Origin of the sequence: Exiguobacterium aurantiacum (assembly GCF_024362205.1) — a bacterium.
In the GTDB taxonomy this organism is placed as follows: domain Bacteria; phylum Bacillota; class Bacilli; order Exiguobacteriales; family Exiguobacteriaceae; genus Exiguobacterium; species Exiguobacterium aurantiacum_B.
Genome location: NZ_CP101462.1, coordinates 1103087 through 1126490 on the forward strand (window position 1 = coordinate 1103087; position 23404 = coordinate 1126490).

Annotated in this window: 21 protein-coding genes; 16 read left to right on the forward strand and 5 right to left on the reverse strand. The window is 52.8% G+C overall.

All coding sequences use genetic code 11. The features are described 5' to 3' along the window. The first annotated feature begins 104 nt into the window (after positions 1-104). Together ezrA and NMQ00_RS05735 are read left to right on the forward strand one after the other, a co-directional pair. The gene (ezrA, locus tag NMQ00_RS05730; protein ID WP_255178308.1) at positions 105-1835 is read left to right on the forward strand and encodes a septation ring formation regulator EzrA; all 1731 of its coding nucleotides are present in this window, start codon (positions 105-107) and stop codon (positions 1833-1835) included. A 74-nt stretch (positions 1836-1909) separates the two neighbouring features. After that, positions 1910-3490 carry an amidohydrolase gene (locus NMQ00_RS05735; protein WP_255178309.1) on the forward strand — a complete coding sequence of 527 codons (1581 nt, stop codon included), beginning with the start codon at positions 1910-1912 and terminating at the stop codon, positions 3488-3490. 42 nt (positions 3491-3532) lie between these two features. On the opposite strand, the gene NMQ00_RS05740 is transcribed toward NMQ00_RS05735, so the two are convergent. Continuing rightward, on the reverse strand, positions 3533-4351 hold the full coding sequence (locus NMQ00_RS05740) for an NAD kinase (protein WP_034778250.1): 819 nt from the start codon (positions 4349-4351) through the stop codon (positions 3533-3535). Positions 4352-4506: 155 nt separating this feature from the next. On the opposite strand from NMQ00_RS05740, the gene tpx reads away from it, so the two are divergent. The 4 genes from tpx to NMQ00_RS16345 all read left to right on the forward strand — a co-directional run bounded on the left by tpx (position 4507) and on the right by NMQ00_RS16345 (position 8349). After that, on the forward strand, positions 4507-4995 hold the full coding sequence (tpx, locus tag NMQ00_RS05745) for a thiol peroxidase (protein WP_255178310.1): 489 nt from the start codon (positions 4507-4509) through the stop codon (positions 4993-4995). A 99-nt stretch (positions 4996-5094) separates the two neighbouring features. Next, on the forward strand, positions 5095-5982 hold the full coding sequence (locus NMQ00_RS05750) for a class I SAM-dependent methyltransferase (RefSeq protein WP_255178311.1): 888 nt from the start codon (positions 5095-5097) through the stop codon (positions 5980-5982). Positions 5983-6108: 126 nt separating this feature from the next. Beyond that, a complete protein-coding gene (locus NMQ00_RS05755; protein ID WP_255178312.1) occupies positions 6109-7320 on the forward strand; it encodes an acetate kinase in 1212 nt (403 codons plus the stop codon). A gap of 432 nt (positions 7321-7752) precedes the next feature. Continuing rightward, positions 7753-8349 (forward strand): 3D domain-containing protein, encoded by a 597-nt coding sequence (locus NMQ00_RS16345; RefSeq protein WP_303826800.1) that lies wholly within the window; start codon positions 7753-7755, stop codon positions 8347-8349. 53 nt (positions 8350-8402) lie between these two features. Here the strand turns inward: NMQ00_RS16345 and NMQ00_RS05770 are convergent, their stop codons facing one another. Continuing rightward, positions 8403-8840, reverse strand: coding sequence for a universal stress protein (locus tag NMQ00_RS05770; RefSeq protein ID WP_021065608.1), 438 nt, complete (start codon positions 8838-8840; stop codon positions 8403-8405). A gap of 183 nt (positions 8841-9023) precedes the next feature. Between NMQ00_RS05770 and NMQ00_RS05775 the strand changes: the two genes are divergently transcribed. Together NMQ00_RS05775 and NMQ00_RS05780 are read left to right on the forward strand one after the other, a co-directional pair. Further along, positions 9024-9749 carry an SDR family oxidoreductase gene (locus NMQ00_RS05775; protein ID WP_255178313.1) on the forward strand — a complete coding sequence of 242 codons (726 nt, stop codon included), beginning with the start codon at positions 9024-9026 and terminating at the stop codon, positions 9747-9749. Positions 9750-9761: 12 nt separating this feature from the next. Beyond that, the gene (locus NMQ00_RS05780; RefSeq protein ID WP_255178314.1) at positions 9762-10484 is read left to right on the forward strand and encodes a metallophosphoesterase family protein; all 723 of its coding nucleotides are present in this window, start codon (positions 9762-9764) and stop codon (positions 10482-10484) included. Between the two features lie 43 nt (positions 10485-10527). Here the strand turns inward: NMQ00_RS05780 and NMQ00_RS05785 are convergent, their stop codons facing one another. Then, positions 10528-11625: a M24 family metallopeptidase gene (locus NMQ00_RS05785; protein WP_255178315.1), complete on the reverse strand. Its 1098-nt coding sequence runs from the start codon at positions 11623-11625 to the stop codon at positions 10528-10530. Between the two features lie 161 nt (positions 11626-11786). Here NMQ00_RS05785 and NMQ00_RS05790 point away from each other — a divergent pair, with 161 nt between their 5' ends. Then, positions 11787-13097: a DRTGG domain-containing protein gene (locus tag NMQ00_RS05790; RefSeq protein WP_255178316.1), complete on the forward strand. Its 1311-nt coding sequence runs from the start codon at positions 11787-11789 to the stop codon at positions 13095-13097. A gap of 44 nt (positions 13098-13141) precedes the next feature. On the opposite strand, the gene NMQ00_RS05795 is transcribed toward NMQ00_RS05790, so the two are convergent. Further along, complete coding sequence (locus NMQ00_RS05795) at positions 13142-13456, reverse strand: YtpI family protein (protein ID WP_255178317.1); 315 nt, start codon at positions 13454-13456, stop codon at positions 13142-13144. Between the two features lie 77 nt (positions 13457-13533). On the opposite strand from NMQ00_RS05795, the gene NMQ00_RS05800 reads away from it, so the two are divergent. After that, positions 13534-14499 (forward strand): DHH family phosphoesterase, encoded by a 966-nt coding sequence (locus tag NMQ00_RS05800; RefSeq protein ID WP_255178318.1) that lies wholly within the window; start codon positions 13534-13536, stop codon positions 14497-14499. 18 nt (positions 14500-14517) lie between these two features. On the opposite strand, the gene NMQ00_RS05805 is transcribed toward NMQ00_RS05800, so the two are convergent. Next, on the reverse strand, positions 14518-14709 hold the full coding sequence (locus NMQ00_RS05805) for a YtzJ family protein (RefSeq protein WP_131437352.1): 192 nt from the start codon (positions 14707-14709) through the stop codon (positions 14518-14520). A 102-nt stretch (positions 14710-14811) separates the two neighbouring features. On the opposite strand from NMQ00_RS05805, the gene dnaE reads away from it, so the two are divergent. The 6 genes from dnaE to pyk all read left to right on the forward strand — a co-directional run bounded on the left by dnaE (position 14812) and on the right by pyk (position 23376). Further along, positions 14812-17982, forward strand: a complete 3171-nt coding sequence (dnaE, locus tag NMQ00_RS05810) for a DNA polymerase III subunit alpha (RefSeq protein WP_255178319.1) — start codon at positions 14812-14814, stop codon at positions 17980-17982. Positions 17983-18111: 129 nt separating this feature from the next. After that, positions 18112-18612 (forward strand): FadR/GntR family transcriptional regulator, encoded by a 501-nt coding sequence (locus NMQ00_RS05815; protein ID WP_255178320.1) that lies wholly within the window; start codon positions 18112-18114, stop codon positions 18610-18612. A 14-nt stretch (positions 18613-18626) separates the two neighbouring features. After that, positions 18627-19481: an acetyl-CoA carboxylase, carboxyltransferase subunit beta gene (gene accD / locus NMQ00_RS05820; protein WP_034779984.1), complete on the forward strand. Its 855-nt coding sequence runs from the start codon at positions 18627-18629 to the stop codon at positions 19479-19481. Further along, the gene (locus tag NMQ00_RS05825; RefSeq protein ID WP_255178321.1) at positions 19474-20409 is read left to right on the forward strand and encodes an acetyl-CoA carboxylase carboxyltransferase subunit alpha; all 936 of its coding nucleotides are present in this window, start codon (positions 19474-19476) and stop codon (positions 20407-20409) included. The genes accD and NMQ00_RS05825 overlap by 8 nt, the downstream gene beginning before the upstream one ends. 160 nt (positions 20410-20569) lie before the next feature. Beyond that, on the forward strand, positions 20570-21538 hold the full coding sequence (pfkA, locus tag NMQ00_RS05830) for a 6-phosphofructokinase (RefSeq protein ID WP_255178322.1): 969 nt from the start codon (positions 20570-20572) through the stop codon (positions 21536-21538). A 95-nt stretch (positions 21539-21633) separates the two neighbouring features. Next, the gene (gene pyk, locus NMQ00_RS05835) at positions 21634-23376 is read left to right on the forward strand and encodes a pyruvate kinase (RefSeq protein WP_255178323.1); all 1743 of its coding nucleotides are present in this window, start codon (positions 21634-21636) and stop codon (positions 23374-23376) included. The last annotated feature ends 28 nt before the right edge of the window (positions 23377-23404 follow it).

Genomic DNA, 23404 nt, shown 5'->3' on the forward strand with positions numbered 1-23404 from the left:
CATTGGTTCTATAATATGATTAGTATTATCTATACTCATAAAATACTTCATTTATTCATTCAGATACATAAGTCCACGAAAGCGGCTTGGAGGTTGTGACAGAGATGGATTACGGAATCTACGGAATTTTAATTGGAATCATTGTCATCGCATTAGGGGCCATGCTGGGAAGCATGCTCTTGCGAAGGAATTTTTACCAGAAAATTGATGATTTAGACATGCGCAAACAAAGCGTGCTCAGCGCCAGCGTACCGGCCGAACTGCAGAAGTTCAAACAGTGGCCGATGGAAGGCGAGACGAAAGAAAAGTTCGAACGATGGCATCAGTCATGGGACGAGCTCGTCAGCGTACATACGGGGCAAATTGATGAGGCGCTCTATCACGCGGAAGAAGACTTGGACAAGTATCGCTTCCTTAAAGTCAAATCGGATTTGAATGCGACGGAACAGTTGATTGAAGAGCTCGAGTCGATGGTACACGCCATGCTCGATGAGATGGATGAGTTCAATCAACACCATTCGTCGCTCCTCGATATCGTCAAAAAAGACGAGAAAGAGCTGTATCAATTCCGGAAGACGCTCGTCGCCCAAAACAGTGCGTTCGGTCCGACGTATGAACTCGTCGAATCCGAGATTGCGGCAGCGGAAGCAAAACGGACCGAGATGATCACGTTGAAGCAAGAAGGCCAAGTGTCAGAGGCGTACGTCGCCGGCCAAGTATTGTCTGAGAAAGTGACGAAGATCCGAGAACTCGTCGGTATCATCCCTCAGTTCGTCCGCACGGTGCAGGTCGACTTGAAACAACAGCTCAACCAGTTGCGCTCGGGACATAAAGAGATGCAGATGGACGGCTACGCGCTCGAACCGCTCGGTTTAATGGAAGAAATCGAGCAGGCGGAAGATCGCCGGTCGGCTCTCATGGACCGCATCGAACAGCTCGACTTTGATCATTTCGAAATGGATATGCAGCAGCTCAGCTCGGACATCGATCAGTTGTTCGAAGCGTTCCGGACCGAAGTCGACGCGCGTCAATACGTGAAGAAAGAATTCGCGAGCGTGAAAGACCGTGACCGCCAGACGAGCGAAGTTATGGCGCGTCTCCATCAAGAGATGACTCGACTCGTCAGCAACTATGAAATCAACGCAAGGGTCGGGGAAGAATTTGAACAGCTCGAACGAGAGCGGGCGACGCTTACCGCGAACGTGCTCGACATCGAACAGGCGCTTGTCGCCCAGATGATCCCGTTCAGCATGATCAAATCGAAAGTGCAAGAAGCGAAACGGTCGCTCGATCAGTTCAGCGCCATGCATGAACGATTCATCGAGAACACGAACTCGCTCCGCAAAGAAGAGCTCGAGGTCCGTAACAAGCTCGAGTCTTGGAAGAAGGAACTGTCGGCTCATCGCCGACTGCTCACGAAGAGTGCGATGCCGGTCGTTCCGACAGATTTGACGAACGATATGCGCCAACTGCAAAAAGGCGTTCAATCGTTAGACGAACAGTTCGAGAAGGCGCCGTTCAATATGACGTACATTGTCGGCTTGAGCCATGACGTCGAAGAGACGATGGACAACTTCCGCGACCGGGTCAAAGCGCTGTTGCGCCAAGTCACGTACGCCGAGCAACTCCTGCAATATGCGAATCGTTATCGCCGGCGCGACAATGAGGTCCATATCGCTTTGACGCTCGCCGAGAACAAGTTCTTGCGCGGTGAGTACGGCACGGCCGTCGAGATTGGCGAACGCGTCCTCGGACGCTTCGATGAAGGCGCGGCCCGCGAGATTCGTCAACGTGTCGAAAAAGGTTTGGAGCAGCAAGAGCTATTACGAAAATAATGATGCATGAAGATTGACGTAAACGGGAATTAACGTAGACGTCAATCTTTTTTGAATCGAGGAGGAATTTTGTGATGGGAACGCTATGGGTAAACGGAAAAATCTACACGATGAATAAAGAACATGAACAGACTCGCGCTATGTACGTCGAGCACGGTCGTATTCTGAAGATGGGGGAAGAAGGCCACCTTCGTCGTACATACGCCGGAAGGATCAAACAGATTGTGAACCTTGAAGGGAAGAGCGTTTATCCGGCGTTCACCGACTCGCATATCCATTTGATTGGATACGGGGAAGCGCTCGACCGCATCGATGCGACCGAGACGACGAATTTGCAAGCATTGCTCGAGTCGATGAAGCAAAAGGACGGTAGTGACAGAAGCGACGAATGGCTCGTCGCGGAAGGGTTCAATGACCGTCTGCTCGGCGAGATGCCGACGCGTGAGATGATCGACGCCGTCATCCCGGACCGGCCCGTCGTCTTGAAACGCGTCTGTCGCCACGTCGCCGTCATCAACTCGAAAGGATTGGAGCGGCTCGGCTTGATTCATCACACCGTCATCGAAGGCGGGAAGCTCGGACGCGATGCGGACGGGAAGTTGAACGGGGTGCTCTATGACGCGGCGCTCGACCTGCTCCACAAAGAACTCGGCGGGAATCGTGATAAGAATGTCGCCTCGCTCCACCGGGCCATCGACTCGCTCTTTGCCCACGGGATCGTCGGTGCGCATACGGAAGACTTGTTCTACCATGGTGACCCGCTCGAGACGATACAAGCGTATGAGGATGTGTTGGCAGATATTCCGTTCCATGCCCATCTGCTCGTCCATGAGCAAGTCGTCGATCAATTGATTCGTCACGACGCGCTCGCAAAACGCCCGCGTTTCGATTTCGGGGCGATGAAACTGTTCGTCGACGGGTCGTTCGGGGGACGGACGGCGCTCTTGTCGGAACCGTATACGGATGAGCCGGGGCAGCGCGGGATTGAGGTCCATCGTCCGGACCATCTCGAGGCGCTCGTCAAAAAGGCGCGGTCTTACGGCATGAACGTGGCAGCCCACGTGATCGGGGACGCCGCCGCCGAACAATTCATCACCTTGCTCGAGAAGTATCCGGCCAAACGGGGATCACGGGACCGCATCATCCACGCCTCACTGTTGAACGATGCGTTGTTGAAACGGGTCCAGGCATTGCCGGTGTTAATCGATGCGCAGCCAATCTTCTTGTCGGACGATATGAACTTGCTGTTCGATCGGCTCGGCAACGACCGGGTCGATAACGCCTATCGCTTCAAATCGATGGTCGATACGGGTGCGCTCGTCCTCGGGGGCAGTGACGCCCCGATTTCTTCGGTCGATGTGCGAAAAGGCCTGTACGGTGCCGTGACTCGGCAATCGTTCGAAGAGTCAGGCGCGCTCAACCCACCGGAACGCCTGTCGATGTACGAGGCACTCCGTAGCTTCACGTATGCGCCGCGCGTCGCCACAGGCACGCATGGTCGTGACGGTCTATTGATCCAAAGCTATAACGCCACGTTCACCGTGTGGGAAGAAGACTTCTTCGAACTTCGCGGACGCGACATCCTCGACAACCGACTCGTCATGACGGTCGTCGAAGGTACGCCGGTGTACGAGGCCGACGTCGTCAACGCATAATAAAAGGCTAGCCATCCTTGAGGACGGCTAGCCTTTTGTCGTTTAGAAGAACGAGCGTTGTACTTTGTGCCAGAACGAGTTGTTTTTCAACTTGACCGTTTTGACGACTTGGTCAGAGAGCTCGATATCGATTCGGTCCGTATACTTCAAGCTAAGCGCCTCGTTATCCATCCCGATGATCGGGTAGTCGTTCCCGTCCTCGACGATGCGAAGTGACAGTTTGCGTGAGTCATGGACGATGAACGACGATCCGAGTGTCCGGTAACGGTTGTTGTTCACTGAAGCGATCTCGCTCACTTGCATGCATGGTATGAGCGGGTCGACGATCGCGCCGTCAAGCGACTTATTGTAAGCCGTCGAGCCGGTCGGTGTCGACACGACCATGCCGTCGCCGCGGAACGTCTCGAAGTGAAGGTCGTCGATATATACCTCGATGGCGAGCGATTTGATGATACTCGATTTGATCGAGGCCTCGTTCAAGCAAAGCATCGGTGTCGATTCATTGATCGATGCCGACAAGAGCGGGTATTTCCGCACCTCGAGGCCGGCTTCGATGCGAGCACTGTTGTCCGAGAACAAGCGATCGACTTCATCGAGCTTATGTATATCGAAGTCGCAATAAAACTCGTTCAAGCCGCGCCCGAACCCGACGTAGATGGCATCTTGACGGAAGCCCGTGTAACGGACCGCCTGCAAGAACGCGCCATCTCCCCCGATGGCGACGATGATGTTAGCGTCTTCTGGACGATTGACGACGTTGAAGCCGTGCTTCTCACCGATTTCGATTAGTTTCTTTACCTCTTTAGTAAAGTCGTTGACGTTACGATGGTACAAATAAACGTTGTTTCTCATCCAAGTCATCCCCTTTGTCAATTGAGTCTCTTTCATTATACAGCGTTTTAGACGCTCGATATAGGGAAAATCACAATCAGGCCGTCTGAAGCAGGAAGCTTGTCATTGAGACGGCACCATCGATATGATGAAGAAGTACAAATCAAGCTAAAGGGGATGAAACGATGCCAACATTTAAAGGCAATACCGTTACACTACAAGGGAATCCGGTCAAAGTCGGAGATGCCGCACCGGACTTTACTGCGCTCACGACGGCACTTGAAGAGGTGACGCTCGCGTCATACCCAGGTAAAAAGTTGATTAGTGTCGTCCCATCGATCGATACAGGCGTCTGTGATGCACAAACGCGTGCGTTCAACGAGAAAGCGGCAGCGCTTGGTGGGACAGTCTTGACCGTGTCGAACGACTTGCCGTTCGCACAACGTCGCTGGTGCGCGGCGTCGGGCCTCGATAACGTCATCATGTTATCGGACCACCGCGACCAATCGTTCGCGAAGTCGTACGGCGTATTGATGGAAGAACTCCGTCTACTCGCGCGCTCGGTGTTCGTCATCGACTCGGAAGGCACGGTCCAGTACGTTCAGTATATGGATGAGATGACAGAAGAGGTCGATTTCGATGCGGCTCTCGAAGCGTTTGACCAAGCAAACTGATTCGCTTGGCGAAATAACCACGAATCGCTTACACTAATAGAAGTGAACCGACCGGCTCTCCATCAGAGGGCCGGTTTTGTATGGAAAGGATGATCGAAGATGGAACGATTTGAACAATTGTATCGTGACTGGAAAAAAGAAGCGAAGAAGCTGACGACGGACCTTGACTTGTTACCGCTCGAGGCGTTGATTGAAGTATTTGAACGGGTCGATGTGGAACAAGAGAAGACGGACGACGTCCGCAAAGCAGTCAGCCTGCTCGTGCTCGAAGAAACGACAACGCTCCCGCCGAACCACCAACCGACACCGGATGCTGTCAGCCTGTTCATCGGGTACTTGGCGACGAAGCTCGTTAAAGACGGGGCGAGCGTGCTCGAACTCGGAAGCGGGACGGGGACACTCGTCCATGCCGTGTTGACACAATTGAAAGACGCCACCGCACAAGCGGTCGAAGTGGATGAAACGATGCTCCGTCTGTCGTACGCAATCAGCAACTTGCTCGGAAAACCGGTATCGTATTTCCATCAGGACGCGCTCGCGCCCCTGTTCGTCGAGCCAAGCGATTTGGCGCTCGTCGATTTGCCGATTGGGTACTACCCGAACGATGAGATGGCGTCAGGCTACGCCTTGAAGCGAGAAGAGGGTCATTCTTATTCCCATTTCTTGTTGCTTGAGCAGGCGATGCGTCATTTGAAACCGGGCGCGCATGGCGTTTTCGTCATCCCGAACAATTTGTTTGAACAGGATGACGAAGGGAAATTAAAACAGTGGATGGACCGTGAGGCCGTCGTCAAAGGCGTTCTGCAACTCCCGACGACGATGTTTAAAGATGAGCGGTATGCGAAGAGCCTATTGATGCTGCAAAAGCTCGGGGAAGGCGTCAAACGCCCGAAACAAGCGCTCCTTGTCGAGTTGCCATCGTTCACGGACGTACGTGCGGTTGCCAATATTGTGAAACAGATTGATGATTGGTTTAAAACAACATAATTTTTATTGGGCAAAAGACTTGAAAAACATATGCCATATCAAGTATCTTCATTATGATACAGTTATCGGTTTTTAAGAGAACAGATAAAGACTCGTGTTTAAATCGAAAGGTAAGAGGTGTATGACATGACAAAAATTATGGCAGTCAACGCAGGTAGTTCGTCATTAAAGTTCCAACTTCTCGAGATGCCATCTGAGAAAATGCTCGCCGTCGGGCTCGTCGAGCGTGTCGGAAAAGAAGATGCGATCTTCACGATTAAATATGGCGAAGGACAAAAGTTCCATATCGTCACGCCGCTTCATTCACATAAAGAAGCGGTCGAGCTCTCGCTCGAGAAATTGATTGACCTGGATATCATCCAGTCGTTCGACGAAATCGCAGGCGTCGGCCACCGTGTCCTTCACGGGAAAGAGCTGTACGCGGATTCGGTCGTCATCGACGATGAAGTCATGAAGAACATCGAATCGTTCGTCGAGCTCGGACCGCTCCATATCCCACCGAACTTGACAGGGATTCGTGCGTTCCAAGCGATCTTGCCGAACGTGCAACAAGTCGCTGTCTTCGATACGGCGTTCCACCAGTCGATGCCGGAAGAGAACTTCTTATACAGCCTTCCGTACGAGTACTACACGGAGCACGGCGTCCGGAAGTATGGTTTCCACGGAACGAGCCACAAGTACGTTACACAACGTGCGTCAGAGCTTCTCGGTCGTCCGCTTGAAGACCTTCGCTTAATCTCGTGCCACCTCGGTAGCGGTGCGTCAATCGCAGCGGTTGCCGGCGGTCGTTCGATCGATACGACGATGGGCTTCACGCCACTTGAAGGAATCACGATGGGAACGCGCTCGGGATCGCTTGACCCGGCCCTCATCCCGTTCTTGATGCAGAAGACAGGCAAGTCGGCTGAAGACGTATTGAACGTCATGAACAAAGAGTCAGGTGTCTACGGTCTCTCGGGTATCTCGAGTGACTTGCGTGATATCGAGCAGGCAGCGGCTGAAGGAAACCACCGTGCCGAAGTCTCGCTCAAAATCTTCTCGAACCGCATTCACGGCTACATCGGTCAATATGCGGCAGAGATGAACGGTGTCGATGCGATCATCTTCACAGCTGGTGTCGGAGAAAACTCGGACGTCATCCGTGAGCGCATCCTTCGTGGCCTTGAGTTCATGGGCGTCTACTGGGACCCATCACTCAACAACGGAGCGCGCGGCAAAGAGTTGTTCATCAACTACCCGCACTCACCGGTCAAAGTCATCATCATCCCGACGAACGAAGAGTTGGTCATCGCACGCGATACTGTTCGCATCGCCAACCTCGTTGAGTCACACGCTTAAGCTGTTACAACGTCTGTTCCGTATTGTTACGGGACGGACGTTTTTTAGTACTTTTGACACAAAAAGTGAGATGGCATCGTGACAATGGACCGAATGAATCAATCGCGTTTGTAACATTCGACGTAAGAAAAGATTGTTTTCGTAACAAACAAGATATAATAATCCCTTTAATTGGGAGTTGATATGACAAAAACTAAAGAATCATATTAAAACCGTCATCTTTCTTTAAAAGATGGCGGTTTTGTAATCTAACCGTAACTTTGCTGACATTCAAATGAATTTTAGTTGTAAACGCACATCGCTAAGTTTCGTCATATAGTTATCTGGACGAAACATTCAGCAATAAACGCGAAATGTGAAAGTGAACAAGGCACCACAGATTCGACACCATGAACTTACAACTCACAAACCGACTAGGAGAGGACAAACCACATGTTCAAAAAAATTGGAACGGTCTTACTACTGACGGTCATGACACTCGTAATGCTCTTACCACAACCACAACAAGTTGAGGCATCTTCGAAAGTTTACGTACAAAGCCAAGTCAACGGATTGAACGTCCGCTCGGCAGGGACGCTCAACGGGAAAGTCATCGGCAAAATCAACAAAGGTCAACAACTTCAGCGCACTGGCTCAAAAGGGACTTGGACTCGCGTCAACTACAAAGGCAAGTCAGGTTGGATTGCTACGAAATACTTACGCACCGTGAAAGCACCGGTCGCGAAGGCTAGTATGAAAACACACAAGATGAACGCATCGGCTTACACGCCATACTGCAAAGGGTGCTCAGGCGTGACGACATTAGGCTGGAACGTCCGGGCCCAAAAACGTAACGTCATCGCTGTCGATCCACGCGTCATTCCACTCGGTAAAAAAGTACAAGTGTACGTCGGCGGGAAGTTGCTGGGTACTTACACAGCGGCTGACACAGGCGGCGCCATCAAAGGTAACAAAATCGACATCTTGATGTACTCACAAAGTGCGGCCATTAACTTTGGGCGTAAGACGGTAACCGTCAAAGTATTATAATCAGGCATACGAAAAGGGCCATCGCATTTGCGATGGCCCCTTTGTGAATCATGTTATTGGCGGACGATGAGGACGTCACACTTCGAATAGCGGACGATGCTTTCAGAGACGCTACCGATAAAGAAGCGTTCGACGGCGTTTAAGCCGGTCGCTCCACAGATGATGAGATCAATGTCGTGATTCGGTGCGATTTTTTTAGCGATCGTCACTTTCGGAGAGCCATACTCGATGACCGTCTCGACTTCTTTGACCCCACGTTCTTTCGCTCGGTTGACGTAGTCCTCGAGCAATTCCTTCGCATACGTCTCAGCACGCTCGGTAATCGTCCGGTCATACGCTTCGACCGTGGCGAACGTCCGTGTATCGATGACGTGACCGATATACAGTTTGCCATCGTTTCGAAGGGCGACGTCGATTGCTGTTTCAAATGCGCGTTCCGCCTCTTTCGAGCCGTCGACGGCAGATAGAATATGTTTGTAGACAATTGCCATGTAAATCCCAACCTTTCGCTTGAAATGTACGTGCGGCTTACATGTATAGTATACCACTTCTGCCTAAATTCACGCCCGGTTCTTTCAGAAATGTGTGAAATATTCACAACTTTCTCATTGAACAGGTTGAAGTTTGGAAATGGACAGACGGAACGGGTAAGATGATACAGAGGAGGGATGACGATGAAACACGTAGTCATCACGGCTGGTGCGAAAGGGATCGGCCGCATTGTGACGGAACGACTGTTAGAAGAAGGCTGGCACGTCAGCGTGCTACAACGTAAGCCGATCGATTGGGACCACGAGCGGTTACATATGATCGAGGCGCCGTTGACGGACCGAAAGGCCGTCCTGGGTGCATATGAGGAGGCGGTGGCCAAGTTCGGGGACCCGGACGCGCTCATCTTGAACGCCGGCCCTTATATCTTTGAACGGAAATGTCTCGTCGACTTATCGGACGAAGAGTGGGACGAGGTCATCACGGGCAACTTGTCGGCCTCGTTTTGGTTGATGCGCCGGGCCATCCCGAGCATGCGGGCGAAACGTTTTGGTCGCATCATCACGTACGGATTCCCCGAGAGTGCGACGGCCCCGGGCTGGATTCATCGATCGGCGTTCGCGGCAGCGAAAACAGGACTCGTCAGTTTGACGAAGTCGGTCGCGCTCGAAGAGGCGGCATACGGGATCACGGCCAATATGATCAACCCGGGCAATATCGTCGGCGCTCAAAAAGAGATGCGCATTGAAGCGGCCGAACCGGATGACCAGACACCGGTCGGCCGGCACGGGACAGGTGAAGATATCGCCCGCATGATTCTATTCCTGCTCGCTCGCGATTCCGATATGGTGACGGGTGCCGTCATCGATGTGACCGGCGGTGTCAACGTCGTCCATCAATATCGAAAATAAGGAGGGGTCTGTATGAAGTTGGCCATATTGACCGATATCCACGGCAACGTCCAAGCGCTCGACGCGGTGCTGGCCGAACTGGACCGGCAACGAATCGACCACATATGGAGTTTAGGGGACATGATCGCGATGGGACCGGACTCGAACGAAGTGATGGCACGACTGCTCGACCGAGGTGTGCACATGATCACGGGCAATCATGATGAGGCGGTCTTGTCGCTCCTGGCCGGGACGGGCCATCCGGACAGCTATGCGCATACCCGTCCGCATCATGAGTGGGTGGCGCGAACGTTGAATCCTGCCTATGCGGAGGCGCTCTTCAAGCTGCCTCGCACGATCGAGCGTGTTATCGAGGGGACCGATGTATACGGCATTCATTATCATATCCCGACCGAGAAACAGGACGTGCCGATCACCGAGGAGCCGTTCCACGACATCTTGGAAGCGACACTTTCGAACATGCAGGCGTTATATGGCACATATGAGGCGGACGTCATCTGTTTCGGGCATCATCATCCGGAGCATATGTTCCGGGATGACACGAAACACTATTTCAATCCGGGAGCGCTCGGCGTCGCCCGGGACGATTTGGCCCGCTACGGTATCCTCGAGTGGGGTGAGGCGGGTTTGTCAATTCATCCGCAAGCGGTGTCGTACGACAAACGTTCGTTCCTTGAAACGATGGAACGACGTGACGTGCCGCAACGAGACGTCATGTTCCGGCTCTTTTATTGACATCGCAAAAGACCAGCCGTCGCGGCTGGTCTTTGTTTGTGACTCAATCGATTTCTTGGAGCGTCTTCGGGTAACTCGTCAACAGGATGGGACCGCTCTCGGTCATGACGATATCGTCCTCGATGCGAACACCACCGACGCCCGGGAGATAAATCCCTGGTTCGACGGTGAACGTCATCCCGACTTGGGCCGTCATATCGTTATTGGCGGCCATCGACGGAAATTCGTGCACCTCGATGCCGATGCCGTGCCCGACACGGTGGGTGAAGTATTCACCGTAGCCGGCCGTCGTGATGACTTGGCGGGCCGCGATATCGATCGAGCCGAGCGTTGTCCCGACGTTCGCCATCGCGATGGCGGCCTCTTCAGCCTTGAGGACGGTCTCGTAAATCTCGCGTTGTTTCGTGCTCGCTTCTCCGTAGACGACGGTGCGGGTGATATCAGAGGCATATCCTTGCCAAATGACACCGAGGTCGAACAAGGCAAAGTCGCCTTTCTTCAAGCGATTGTTGCCAGGGACACCGTGCGGGTCGGCGCTATTCTCGCCGAACAAGACGAGCGTGTCGAACGACATCTCGCGGACGCCTTGTTTCTTCATCGCATATTCGATTTCCGCGATGACCTCAAGCTCGGTCACCCCTTCACGCAACGCGCGGATTCCTGCTTCGATCGCCATGTCGGCAAGTTCGGCGGCGCGCTTCATCAAGCGGACCTCATCCGGTGATTTGATCATGCGCAGCGCCTGCAACTCTTCCGTCAAGTCGATGATCGACAGTCCCGCGAAGCCGGCGCGGAGTTGTTCGACACGGTTGTATGTCAAATGCTCGCCTTCTACCCCGATACGCTCGGGGATGATTTGTTGGTCGAGGAATAGTTTGACGACCTTGTCCCATGGATTTTCGTGGTCCATGTATGTGACGATGTCGCCATTCCAGTCGCTCGCTTCGACGATTCCTTTTTCAAGTGCCGGACAAACGATCGCGGTCGTACCGTTCTTCAAGACAAGAATCGCGATGAGTCGCTCGTGCGCCTCGGCGTACACTCCTGAAAAGTAGAAGACCGATGCTTTCGATGTGACGAAAGCGGCATCTAACCCTTTAGTGGCCAAAGATTGTGCAATATGGTTGGTTCGTTGATTCAACTCGTTTCCCTTCCTTCTCGTTCAGTGGCGTTCTGTCTCATTATAACGTTTTCCAAAACGGAAAGGAAATGTCACAATTTCAGTAGTACAGTTTGAAGAAGGACGACTGATACAGTATACTGAAGATGACAGAAAATGTATTGAGGAAAGGGACTCGTGACATGACAACAAAACATGAACAGATCATAGCACATATCGAGTCGCTCGATGTCGGGTCCAAAATTTCGGTCCGCCAAATCGCAAAAGAATTGGCGGTATCAGAAGGAACGGCGTATCGGGCCATCAAAGAAGCCGAGAATTTAGGATTTGTGTCGACGATCGAACGGGTCGGGACCATCCGGATCAAACGCAAGCATAAAGAGAATATCGAAAAACTAACGTTCGCCGAAGTCGTCAATATCGTCGACGGGCAAGTGCTCGGCGGCCGAGACGGGCTCCATAAGACGCTCTCGAAATTCGTCATCGGGGCGATGAAGCTCGAAGCGATGATGCGTTACATCGATGTCGACTCGCTCGTCATCATTGGGAACCGTGAGAAGGCGCATGAGCTCGTGCTCCAATCAGGTGGCGCCGTGTTGATCACGGGAGGATTTGATACGACCGATGAAGTGAAACGGATGGCGGATAAATATCATATGCCGGTCATCTCCACCTCATACGATAGTTTCACCGTCGCTACGATGATCAACCGGGCCATCTATGACCGTCTGATCAAAAAAGAGATCCTGCTCGTATCCGACATCGTCATCCCGCTCCACGATACGTTCTATTTAAAAGTGGATGATACGGTCAAACGGTGGCACGAACTGAATGAACGGACGAAACATAACCGTTATCCAGTCATCGACGAGCAGATGAAAGTCGTCGGGGTCATTACGGCGAAAGACTTGATCGACCGTCCGCATGACACCGAGATCGAGAAAGTGATGACGAAAAGTCCAATCACAGTCGGCGTCCAGACGAGCGTCACCAATGCGGCCCACCAAATGGTTTGGGAAGGTATCGAGATGCTACCGGTCGTCGACAACTATGGCCGCCTGCTCGGGATCATCAGCCGCCAAGACGTCTTGAAGGCGCTCCAACTCGCGAATCGCCAACCGCAAGTCGGCGAGACGTTCGACAATATGATCACGAACCAATTGAAAGAAGACCCGACCTCGAACGGGACGGCGTTCACCGTCGAGGTCGCGCCGCAAATGACGAGCCATATGGGGACGGCGTCGTCAGGTGTCTTGACGACGCTCCTCGTCGAAGGGGCGACTCGGAGTCTGCGCCATATGAAAAAAGGCGACCTTGTCGTCGAGAATATCACGGTCTATTTCATGAAACCGATCCAAATCGAGAGTCAAATCCGCGTCTCAGCGAACGTGTTCGACCTCGGTCGGAAGTTCGGGAAAGTCGATGTCGAGATGACGCAAGGCACGCAACTCGTTGCCAAAGCGCTCGTCACGGCGCAATTGATTGATCGCTAACGAAAAACGAGCTGATGACGTCATCAGCTCGTTTCTGTCTGTTCTTATGGTTGTTTGATTGGCTCTTCGTTCGCGAGCGGATAGATTTTACGGTAGCGGATGAATCCGACGACGGCATTGCCTAGCCCTAGGACGAGCATGGCGATACTGACGATCCAGCCGATCGTCGAGCCGAGCCCCAGTCCGCCAATCATTTGGTTGGCGGCGAAAAGTGCGAGGAACAAACTCAGCCAGATGAGCGCTTGGGTGTTAAAGAGCGCTTTCCGGTATGGTGTCTTCGTCAAATAGGCGCGTCGTTTTGAAACGAAATAGGCGCCCAACGAAAACAAAATGAGTCCGATCATAATTAATTGACCCAAGTGAAGAAACCCCTTTCAGACGTGTAATCTGTTATCATCATACCATAGAATAGTGTTCAAGAAAGCGAGGAATGGCTATGGCACATTGGCCAGAGGCAGCAACGATATTGAAATTGATTGAATCGGCGGATACAATCATGATCCACCGACACGTCCGTCCCGACCCTGACGCGCTCGGCAGTCAGCTCGGATTAAAGCGACTGTTAGAGGTCGCGTATCCCGAGAAACGGATTTACGTCGTCGGCGGCATCGTCCCCGACTTAGAATTTTTAGGCAAGATGGAGCACGTCGAACCGGACATGTACAAGGAAGCACTCGTTATCGTGCTCGACACGGCCAACCATGAGCGGATCGATGGACCGCACGCTTTGACGGGCAAGACGGTCGTCAAGATCGATCATCACCCTGACGAAGATGCGTACGCGGCACATCAAGTTGTCGACACGACGGTCAGTTCGACGTCGGAGATGATTGCTGAACTTGCCGGGATGTGGGGTCTTGCTCTCGATGAAGCGTCCGCTTTCCTATTATTTGCCGGGATTGTCGGCGACACGGGACGTTTCCAGTTCCGCAACGCGACACCACGCACGTTCGAAGTCGCGGCCAAGCTGATCAACTATGGCATCGATACGAACCGATTGTATCGCCAAATGTACAAGACGAACTTGGCGACATTGCAACTCCAAGGCTACGTGCTTCAAAACGTCAACGTGACGGAAGCCGGAGTCGGCTATGTCAAAATCGATGCGGACGTCCTGCGTACGTTCCATGCGTCACCGGAAGCGGCGTCGTTGCTCGTCAACAGTTTCTCAGGCCTCGAAGGATTGAAGTGCTGGGTCATGTTCGTCGAGAACAAAGATGAGATTCGGGTGCGGATTCGTTCGAAAGGACCGGTCATCAATGATGTGGCGAAGCGCTATCGCGGCGGCGGTCATCCGATGGCAGCCGGTGCCACCATCGATAAATGGGAAGAGATGGACGAGGTGATCGCGGCACTCAACGAAGTCGCGGCACCGTTCACGTTCGAAACTGAAGAGAGCTGACCCGTTGGTCAGCTCTCTTCAGCTTTTGTCCTGATCTTGTGGGATGAACCATGTACCGCGATCGGTCACGTCCTCGACGACGTCGAGTTGGTACTCGGTGATGTAGCGGCGGAGTCGGTCGATAATCTCCGGACTGTCAGCAAAAACGGTCTGGCCATTCTGTAAATTTTCGAGCTTGTCACGTGCGATTTTACCCCGATTAATAATCATCCGGTTTATACCCCCTTTTAGGAGAAGTTTTGTCTATAATTATTGTATCAGACAAGTGCCGAAATGAGTTTGACAATTATGAAAAAAGAAAGGGGGGGTCTTGTGATCCACTTGAATGTACGATCGGCTTTTAGCTTGATGCAGAGCACGATTCGACTTGAACAATATGTCGCACTGATGGCCGAACGGGGGAGCCGGGCCGTCGCGCTCGCTGACGATGCGTTATACGGCTTGCCGCAGTTCGTCCGATTATGCGAACGTTACGCGGTCAAACCTGTCATCGGGTTGCGGACGAAACTGCGGATGGACGGGTTTGACGTGTCGGTCCTCGTCTACGCGCTGACCGAGGAACAGTTACCGGATCTCTATCGCCTCGTCCAGGCCGACGGATTGACCGAGGCGACCGAATTGGCAGTAGTCGTCTTACCGGAGAACTGGAAGACGAACGATCCGGTCCACAGGCGCCGCCTATATAATCATCTGCTCGGTTACGTGAACGAAGAGAAACTATGGCTCGGCTTGCCGGCACCGCAAACGACGGAACATACATTGTTGCTCAGACAACTTCGCGAGATGCGGGATGAACTCGGGACAAAGCTCGTCCCGGCTCCGGAAACGAGTTACATGCGACCGGAAGATTTCGAGGCGTATCGAGCCATCGTCGCCATCGGCGAAGGGGAGCTTATCTCGCAAGAGGATGTGCATCAGAAAGGTAGGTACGTCCGTCTGCCGAGCGAGATGAACGATTGGTTCGAGCCAAACGAACTTGAGGCGCTGGACCGATTCGAGTCCCTTGTGTCCGTCACCCGCTTGCCGCAAGCGACGACATCCATCCCGGAGTTCGAAGGTGCCGTCGACCGGTTGAAACGCCTCGTCGCCGACCGCTTGAAGGCGCTCGATTTGTTCCAAGAAGATTATATCGAGCGGGCCCGTTATGAACTCGACGTCATCGCACGGACGGGGTTCGCCTCTTATTTCCTCATCGTCGAGGATATTGTTCGTTATGCGAAAGAACAAGGAATCGAGGTCGGCCCCGGTCGTGGTTCCGCGGCAGGGTCGCTCGTCAGTTTCGCGCTTCACATCACCGAGGTCGATCCGGTCCGATTCGGTCTCTTGTTCGAACGATTTTTGAATCCGGAACGAATCACGATGCCGGATATCGATTTGGACTTCGAGGATGAACGGCGCGATGAGGTCGTCCGCTACGTGTTGGAGAAGTATGGTGAAAACCATGCGGCTCAAATCGGTACGCTCGCCACGTTCGGTGCGAAAGCGGCGCTGCGGGATGTCGCACGGGCGCTCGGACTGACGCTTGAAGAAGGACAGGCGGCGAGCAAACAAGTGAAAGATGACGGGCTGGCCGGGATTTTGGCCAACCCATCGAAGGTGAAATGGTTTGCCGGCAGTCAAAAACGCTCGCAGCTCTTGAAGATCGCCTCCGAGTTGGAAGGGTTACCGCGTCAAGCCTCGGTCCATGCGGCCGGACTCGTGCTCAGCCGGGAGGAGCTCGATGCAATCACGCCGCTGCAGCCGACGACAGGGGAGCAAGTGACCCAATATAATATGAAGGATCTCGAAGCGCTCGGTCTGTTGAAAATCGATTTGCTCGGTTTGCGCAACTTGACGAGGCTCCGACAGATGGAGGAGTTGATTCGAGAGACGGATGAACTGTTCTCGTTGAAGACGATTCCACTGAACGACGCCAAGACGTTACGTGTGCTCGCTCGCGGTGACACGGATGGGATCTTCCAATTCGAATCGGAAGGGATGAAGCAAGCGCTTCGGCAAGTGAAGCCGACCGAGTTCGAGGATATCGTCGTGACGATGTCGCTCTATCGGCCGGGACCGATGCAGTTCATCGACACGTACGCGAAGCGCAAGCACGGGATGCCGTATCAACCGGTCCATCCCGTCGTCGGTGACATCATGCAGACGACGAACGGGGTGCTCGTTTATCAAGAACAAGTCATGCGCTTATTGCGTGAGCTTGCGGGCTACTCGTATGCCGAGGCCGATTTGATTCGCCGCGCCATCGCCAAAAAAGACGTGGCCGCCATCGATGTCGAGAAGGCTCGATTTTTAGAACGTTCCTCGGCCCGGTTCGATCAAGATTCGATGCGACAAGTGTTTTCGTGGATTGAGAAGTTTGCGGGCTACGGGTTTAACCGTTCCCATGCTGTCGCCTACAGTTTGATCAGTTACCGCTTGGCGTATGTGAAGGCGCACTTTGAACGAATCTTCTATCTCGTGACGTACGATAAGACGAACCAGCTCGTCCGAATGTTGCGAAAAGGGAAAATCCCGGTCTATCCACCCGACGTCCTGCACGGTCAAGCCGGTGCCTTTTTGGAAGGGCCGGGTGTTCGCCTCGGCTTGAAAGCGGTCCAAGGTTTGACGAAGCGCGACGTCGAGCGGTTGATCGAACATCATACCGAGTTCACCGACGTGAAGCATCTGCTCGAACTCATGGGCTGGGGCACGAAAGACCATATGAAACTGCGGCGCTTGCTCGGGGCAGGGGCGTTAGACCGGATGTACCATGGTGATCGGCGGCGTGCCTTTGAGGCGGTCGAGCGGCTTCGTGAAGAGACGGAGACGCATCTGCTCCCGGACGAATTGTCCGCGCTCGGATTGAAACGGTCCGCGCCAATCGAGCCAAGCTGGTCCGAGGAAGAACGTGAGGCGCTCGGAACGTGGATCGTGCATTCGCCACTGACGACGGTCGCGCCGCTCTCGGTCGAGACGGTGACGATTGATGAGGTGCTGCATGGCGAACGTGGATTCATCGTCGTCTACGTGGACGCGATTCGTACGTTTAAGACGAAGAAGAATGAAGAGATGGGTGTCGTCATGGTCGATGACGGTGTCTCACAAGACGAGGTCGTCATCTTCCCGCGTGTGTTCACGCAATTTTCGCGCTCGCTTTACGTCGGGAACGTCCTCTTGCTCGAAGTGCATCCAAACGAGCGGGACGGTCGGCGTCAACTCGTCGTCGAACGGGCAAGGCCGCTCCATGGCCAAGCGCTGTTCGTCCGTCTCCGTCTCGAGTCGTTCGCCGACCTCGAAGAATTGCTCCATACGGCGAAAGGGGATGTGCCGGTCATCTGTCGGTTCTCGGATTCGAAGGAAGTGAAGCAACTTGCCACGGCGTATGCGGTCAATCCGACGGAATCTTTGCTCTTGGCATTGAAACAACGGTTCGGCGAAACGGATGTCGTGTTGAAGCGGGTCGACTCGAAATTGCCCGGTACGAAAACTAGTACCAAGTCATAAAAAGTGGTATAATCTGTTTAATTGGTCTGACCACTTTAGAGAAAATGCCATCCAAAAAGGGAGTTGAACGGTCAGATGCATGGAAAACACGCATCCTCTTTTCACGAAAACATTTCTAAAATCAGAACGTTGATCGTCCAGGCCGCGCTCGAGCCGGGGGATCGTCTCCCGTCAGAACGGGAACTCGCCGAGACGCTTTCCATCAGCCGCGCCTCGGTCCGTGAAGCGTTACGGGCACTCAGCTTCCTAGGGATCGTTGAGACGAGACATGGGGGCGGCACGTTTTTATGCGAGCAAGACCGCCATCGATATATCGAGATTTTGTCTGAGTTCATCGTCACGAAGCAAACAAAAGCGACGGACATTGTCGATATGTTGCGACTGCTCGAACGCTTGGCGTTGACGGAAGTCGAACCGACCCCAGAACGTATCGCGTTGCTTGAAGCGAGCGTACAGACGGATCGTGACTTCCGACAGAACCTCATCTTCGGATTGAAGAACGAACTGTTCATTCGAATTTGGAGCGAAGTGAATCGGTTTTATGACGGAACGGATGCGGGCGACCTGTATACGGAAGACGAACGTAGACGATTGTTGGAGATGTGGCGTGCGGCGGGGATGCCGGAATGAACGAGGGGGAAGCGATGACTGCTTTTTTCAAGAAACCAAAACGATATATGCCATTGCGTCAACGAGAACCGAAAATTGACGCACCACAAGGCTTGATGACGAAATGTCCATCCTGTAAATATATGCATTACACGAAACAGTTAAACGAAAATCATAAAGTGTGTGATTGCGGCTATCATTTCCCGCTCAGTGCAGATGAGCGGATTCACATGTTGGTTGACGGTCAATCGTTTGAAAAATTTGCGGGGCCGCTCGTGAAAGAGAACCCGCTCGATTTTCCAGATTATGAAGATAAATTGAAAAAAGACAGGGAGCGAACTGGGATTGAAGAAGCCATCGTCTGTGGCCGCGCCACGATTGACGGGCTCCCTGTCGTCGTCTGCGTCATGGACGCCCGCTTCCGCATGGGGTCGATGGGCGCATATGTCGGAGAAGCGATCGCTTCAGCCGTCCGGACCGCGACAAAAGAACGTTTGCCGGTCGTCTTGTTTACGGCCTCTGGCGGTGCGCGCATGCAAGAGGGTATGGTCAGCTTGATGCAGATGGCCAACACGTCGATCGCGTTGAAACAACACGATGAAGCCGGCCTATTGTACGTCGCCTACTTGACGCATCCGACGACAGGCGGCGTGTCAGCCAGTTTTGCGATGCTCGGGGACGTGAACGTCGCCGAACCTGGGGCGTTGATCGGCTTTGCCGGACGACGTATCATCGAGCAAACGATTCGTGAGAAATTGCCAGACAACTTCCAAACTGCCGAGTTCTTATTAGAAGCTGGTCAACTGGACGCCGTCGTTCATCGTGAACAGATGCGTTCGTTCTTAAAGAAGATGATCGAGTTACACGGCGGGGAGGTCCATCATGTTTGATCCAATTAAAGAAGTAAACGAACAACTCGGGAAGTTGCGCGAGACGGCGGAGACGAAAGGGATCGACTTATCTCGAGAAATCCGCCACCTCGAAGCGAAGCTTCATCGATTAGAAAAAGACATTTATGGGAATATGAAACCGTGGGATCGCGTACAATTGGCGCGAAACCCGAAACGGCCGACGACGCTCGACTATATCGCCCAGCTGTTTCCGGATTTCATCGAGTTGCATGGTGACCGTCATGGTTATGATGATGCTGCCATTATATCGGGACTGGCCTCACTCGACGGGACGCCGGTGACAATCATCGGCCATCAACGAGGTCGGAACACGAAAGAAAACATGCACCGTAACTTTGGTATGCCGCACCCAGAAGGCTACCGCAAAGCGCTTCGATTTATGAAGCAAGCGGAAAAGTTCAATCGTCCTGTCATCACGTTCATCGACACAAAAGGCGCTTACCCTGGGAAAGCGGCCGAAGAGCGTGGACAAAGCGAGGCGATTGCGCGCAACTTGTTCGAGATGGCAACATTGAAAGTACCGATTATTTCAATCGTCATCGGAGAAGGTGGATCGGGTGGAGCGCTCGGGATTGGTGTGTGTGACCGTCTGCTCATGTTAGAGAACAGCACGTATTCGGTCATTTCACCGGAAGGCGCAGCCGCCCTCTTGTGGAAAGACGCGAAGCTCGCGGAGCGCGCGGCAGAAACGATGAAGATTACAGCACAAGATTTGCTGAATTTAGGGATTGTCGATGAAGTCGTCACCGAGGTGTTCGGTGGGGCTCATATCGATGTGTCATTACAGTCATCACTCTTAAAGCCTGTATTAGCACAACACATGACGGAGTTGCGAGGTCGGACTCAAAATGAGTTGTTGCAAGGGCGGGCCGCCAAATATCATCAAATTGGCACAATTGGCTCGTGAAAACGTTAACAACCGCTTCAGGTTAACGTTCGTTCACTCACGGGTTGACTGTTTTTAAGCACACCCCATGCTTTTTTTTCACATACTTGTGTTGTAAAACAAAGGTCAGACATGGTATTTTATTTTCAGATTTCGTTAAAACACATAAGAGGTGAGTGACGTGAATTTAAAACGTATTGCGGTATTGACAAGTGGGGGAGACGCCCCTGGAATGAACGCTGCAGTCCGTGCCGTGACCCGAAAAGCAATTTTCGAAGGTCTTGAAGTGTACGGTGTGTATAACGGCTATCAAGGTCTAATCGAAGGAGATCTCGTGGAATTGAACCTCGGTTCGGTCGGCGACATCATTCAACGTGGAGGAACATTCTTACGTTCTGCCCGTTGCCCTGAGTTTAGAACGGAAGAAGGCCGTGCGAAAGCGGTCGAGCAATTGAAGAAATTCAACATCGACGCGCTCGTAGTCATTGGTGGAGACGGTTCATACCGTGGAGCCCAAAAATTGACGGAACTTGGTTTCCCGACAATCGGTCTTCCGGGAACAATCGACAACGATATACCCGGTACAGATGCGACAATCGGATTTGACACAGCGCTCAACACGGCGCTTGACGCGATTGATAAAATCCGTGACACTGCGTCTTCGCACGAACGGACGTATGTCATCGAAGTCATGGGCCGTGATGCAGGTGACATCGCACTCTATGCCGGTCTTGCCGGTGGTGCGGAGTCAATCCTCGTCCCAGAACGTCCAGAAGACATGAGTGCGATCGTCGACCGCATCAACCACGGTGTGGCTCGCGGTAAGAAACACTCGATCGTCGTCGTCGCTGAAGGCGCAGGCAGTGCCGAAGAAGTCGGAAAGATGATCGCTGAGAAAACAAACTCAGAGACACGCGTGACGATTCTTGGGCACATCCAACGTGGCGGTTCCCCAACTGCTGCGGACCGTGTGCTTGCTAGCCGCATGGGTGCCTATGCTGTCGATATTTTACTCGAAGGCAAGGCGGGACGTGTCGTCGGCATTCGTGCCGGTAAGATGATGGATCTCGATATCGACGAAGCGCTTGATCATAACAAGCATACGCTCGATATGCAGTTGATTGATCTTTCGAATCAACTTTCGATTTAACGAGTACCAGTGAACTCCACAGAGACGGGATCAGGTCGGACGACCCCCCGTTTTCTGTGTGTAAATGTAATACATCCCCTAGGAGGTTTTTATTTATGCGTAGAACGAAAATTGTATGTACGATTGGACCAGCTTCAGAGAAACGTCTTCCGGAAATGATTGAAGCCGGAATGAACGTCGCACGTCTCAACTTCTCACACGGTGACTATGAAGAGCACGGCGCACGTATCCGCGACATCCGTGAAGCATCAAAAGCTGCCGGCAAAGTTGTAACGGTTCTTCTTGACACGAAAGGTCCTGAAATTCGTACACATACGTTTGAAGAAGGAAAAGCACTCCTCGAAAAAGGTAAAGAAGTCATCATCGTCTCGACAGAAGAAATCGTCGGAACGAAAGACCGTTTCTCGGTCACGTACGAAGGATTGTATGAAGACGTTGAAGTCGGTTCACGCATCATGCTCGACGACGGACTCATCGGTCTCCTTGTCGTTGAGAAACTTCCGAACCGTGACCTTCGTTGCGTCATCGAAAACGAAGGCGTCATCAAGACGAAGAAAGGCGTCAACTTGCCTAACGTCAAAGTGAACCTTCCTGCCCTTACAGACAAAGATATCGCCGACATCGAGTTCGGGATCTCACAAGACATCGATGTCATCGCGGCATCATTCGTCCGTCGTGCATCTGACGTCGTTGAGATTCGTCAACTTCTCGAGCGCAACAACGCTTCACACATCAAAATCTATCCAAAAATCGAGAACCAAGAAGGTGTCGACAACATCGACGAGATCTTGGCGATTTCTGACGGTTTGATGGTCGCTCGTGGTGACCTCGGAATCGAGATCCCGACTGAAGAAGTCACACCAGTTCAAAAAGAATTGATCAAGAAGTGTAACGACCTCGGAAAACCAGTCATCACGGCTACACAAATGCTTGACTCGATGCAACGCAACCCGCGTCCAACACGTGCGGAAGCATCTGACGTTGCCAACGCCATCCTCGATGGTACGGATGCGGTCATGCTTTCAGGTGAGACGGCAGCAGGGGACTATCCAATCGAGTCAGTTCAAATGCAAGCAGCCATCGCTGTTCGTACGGAGCAAATGCTCGACTACAAAAACTTGCTCAAAGATCGTCAGAAGCGCAGTGAGCATACGGTAACGGATGCGATCTCACAAGCGGTTGCCCACACGGCAATCAACTTGAACGCGAAAGCGATCTTGACACCGACACAATCAGGTTACACAGCTGCTCGTACAGCGAAGTATCGCCCAGAGGCGAACATCATCGCGGTCACAGAGTCAGAGCGTGTGGCACGTCAATTGAACCTCGTTTGGGGTGTATACCCAATCGTGGCCGACACGATGCCGAACAACACGGATGAGATGTTGGTCCAAGCGTCAGAAGCAGCTCGTCACGCTGGATTCGTCACAGACGGCGACCTCGTCGTCATCTCGGCAGGTATCCCGGCAGCGACTGCGGGTACGACGAACATGATGAAAGTTCACATCGTCGGTCATGCCCTCGCAAACGGACGCGGAATCGGTGAGCGTGGTCTCGTCGGTGAAGTCGTCATTGCGAACAACGCAGACGAAGCGAACGCGAAAGCGAAAGACGGGATGATCCTCGTCGCACCATTCACAGATAAAGAAATGATGCCAGCAATCGAGAAAGCGGCTGGAATCATCACAGAAGACGGTGGATTGACGAGCCATGCCGGCATCGTTGGACCATCACTCCGCAAGCCGGTCATCGTCGGTGTCGAATCAGCGACATCAACATTCCGCGACGGACAGATGATTTCAATCGACCCACTCACTGGTAAAATCTACAACGCGTAATCGAATGCCAATCGAACCGACCTTTTCA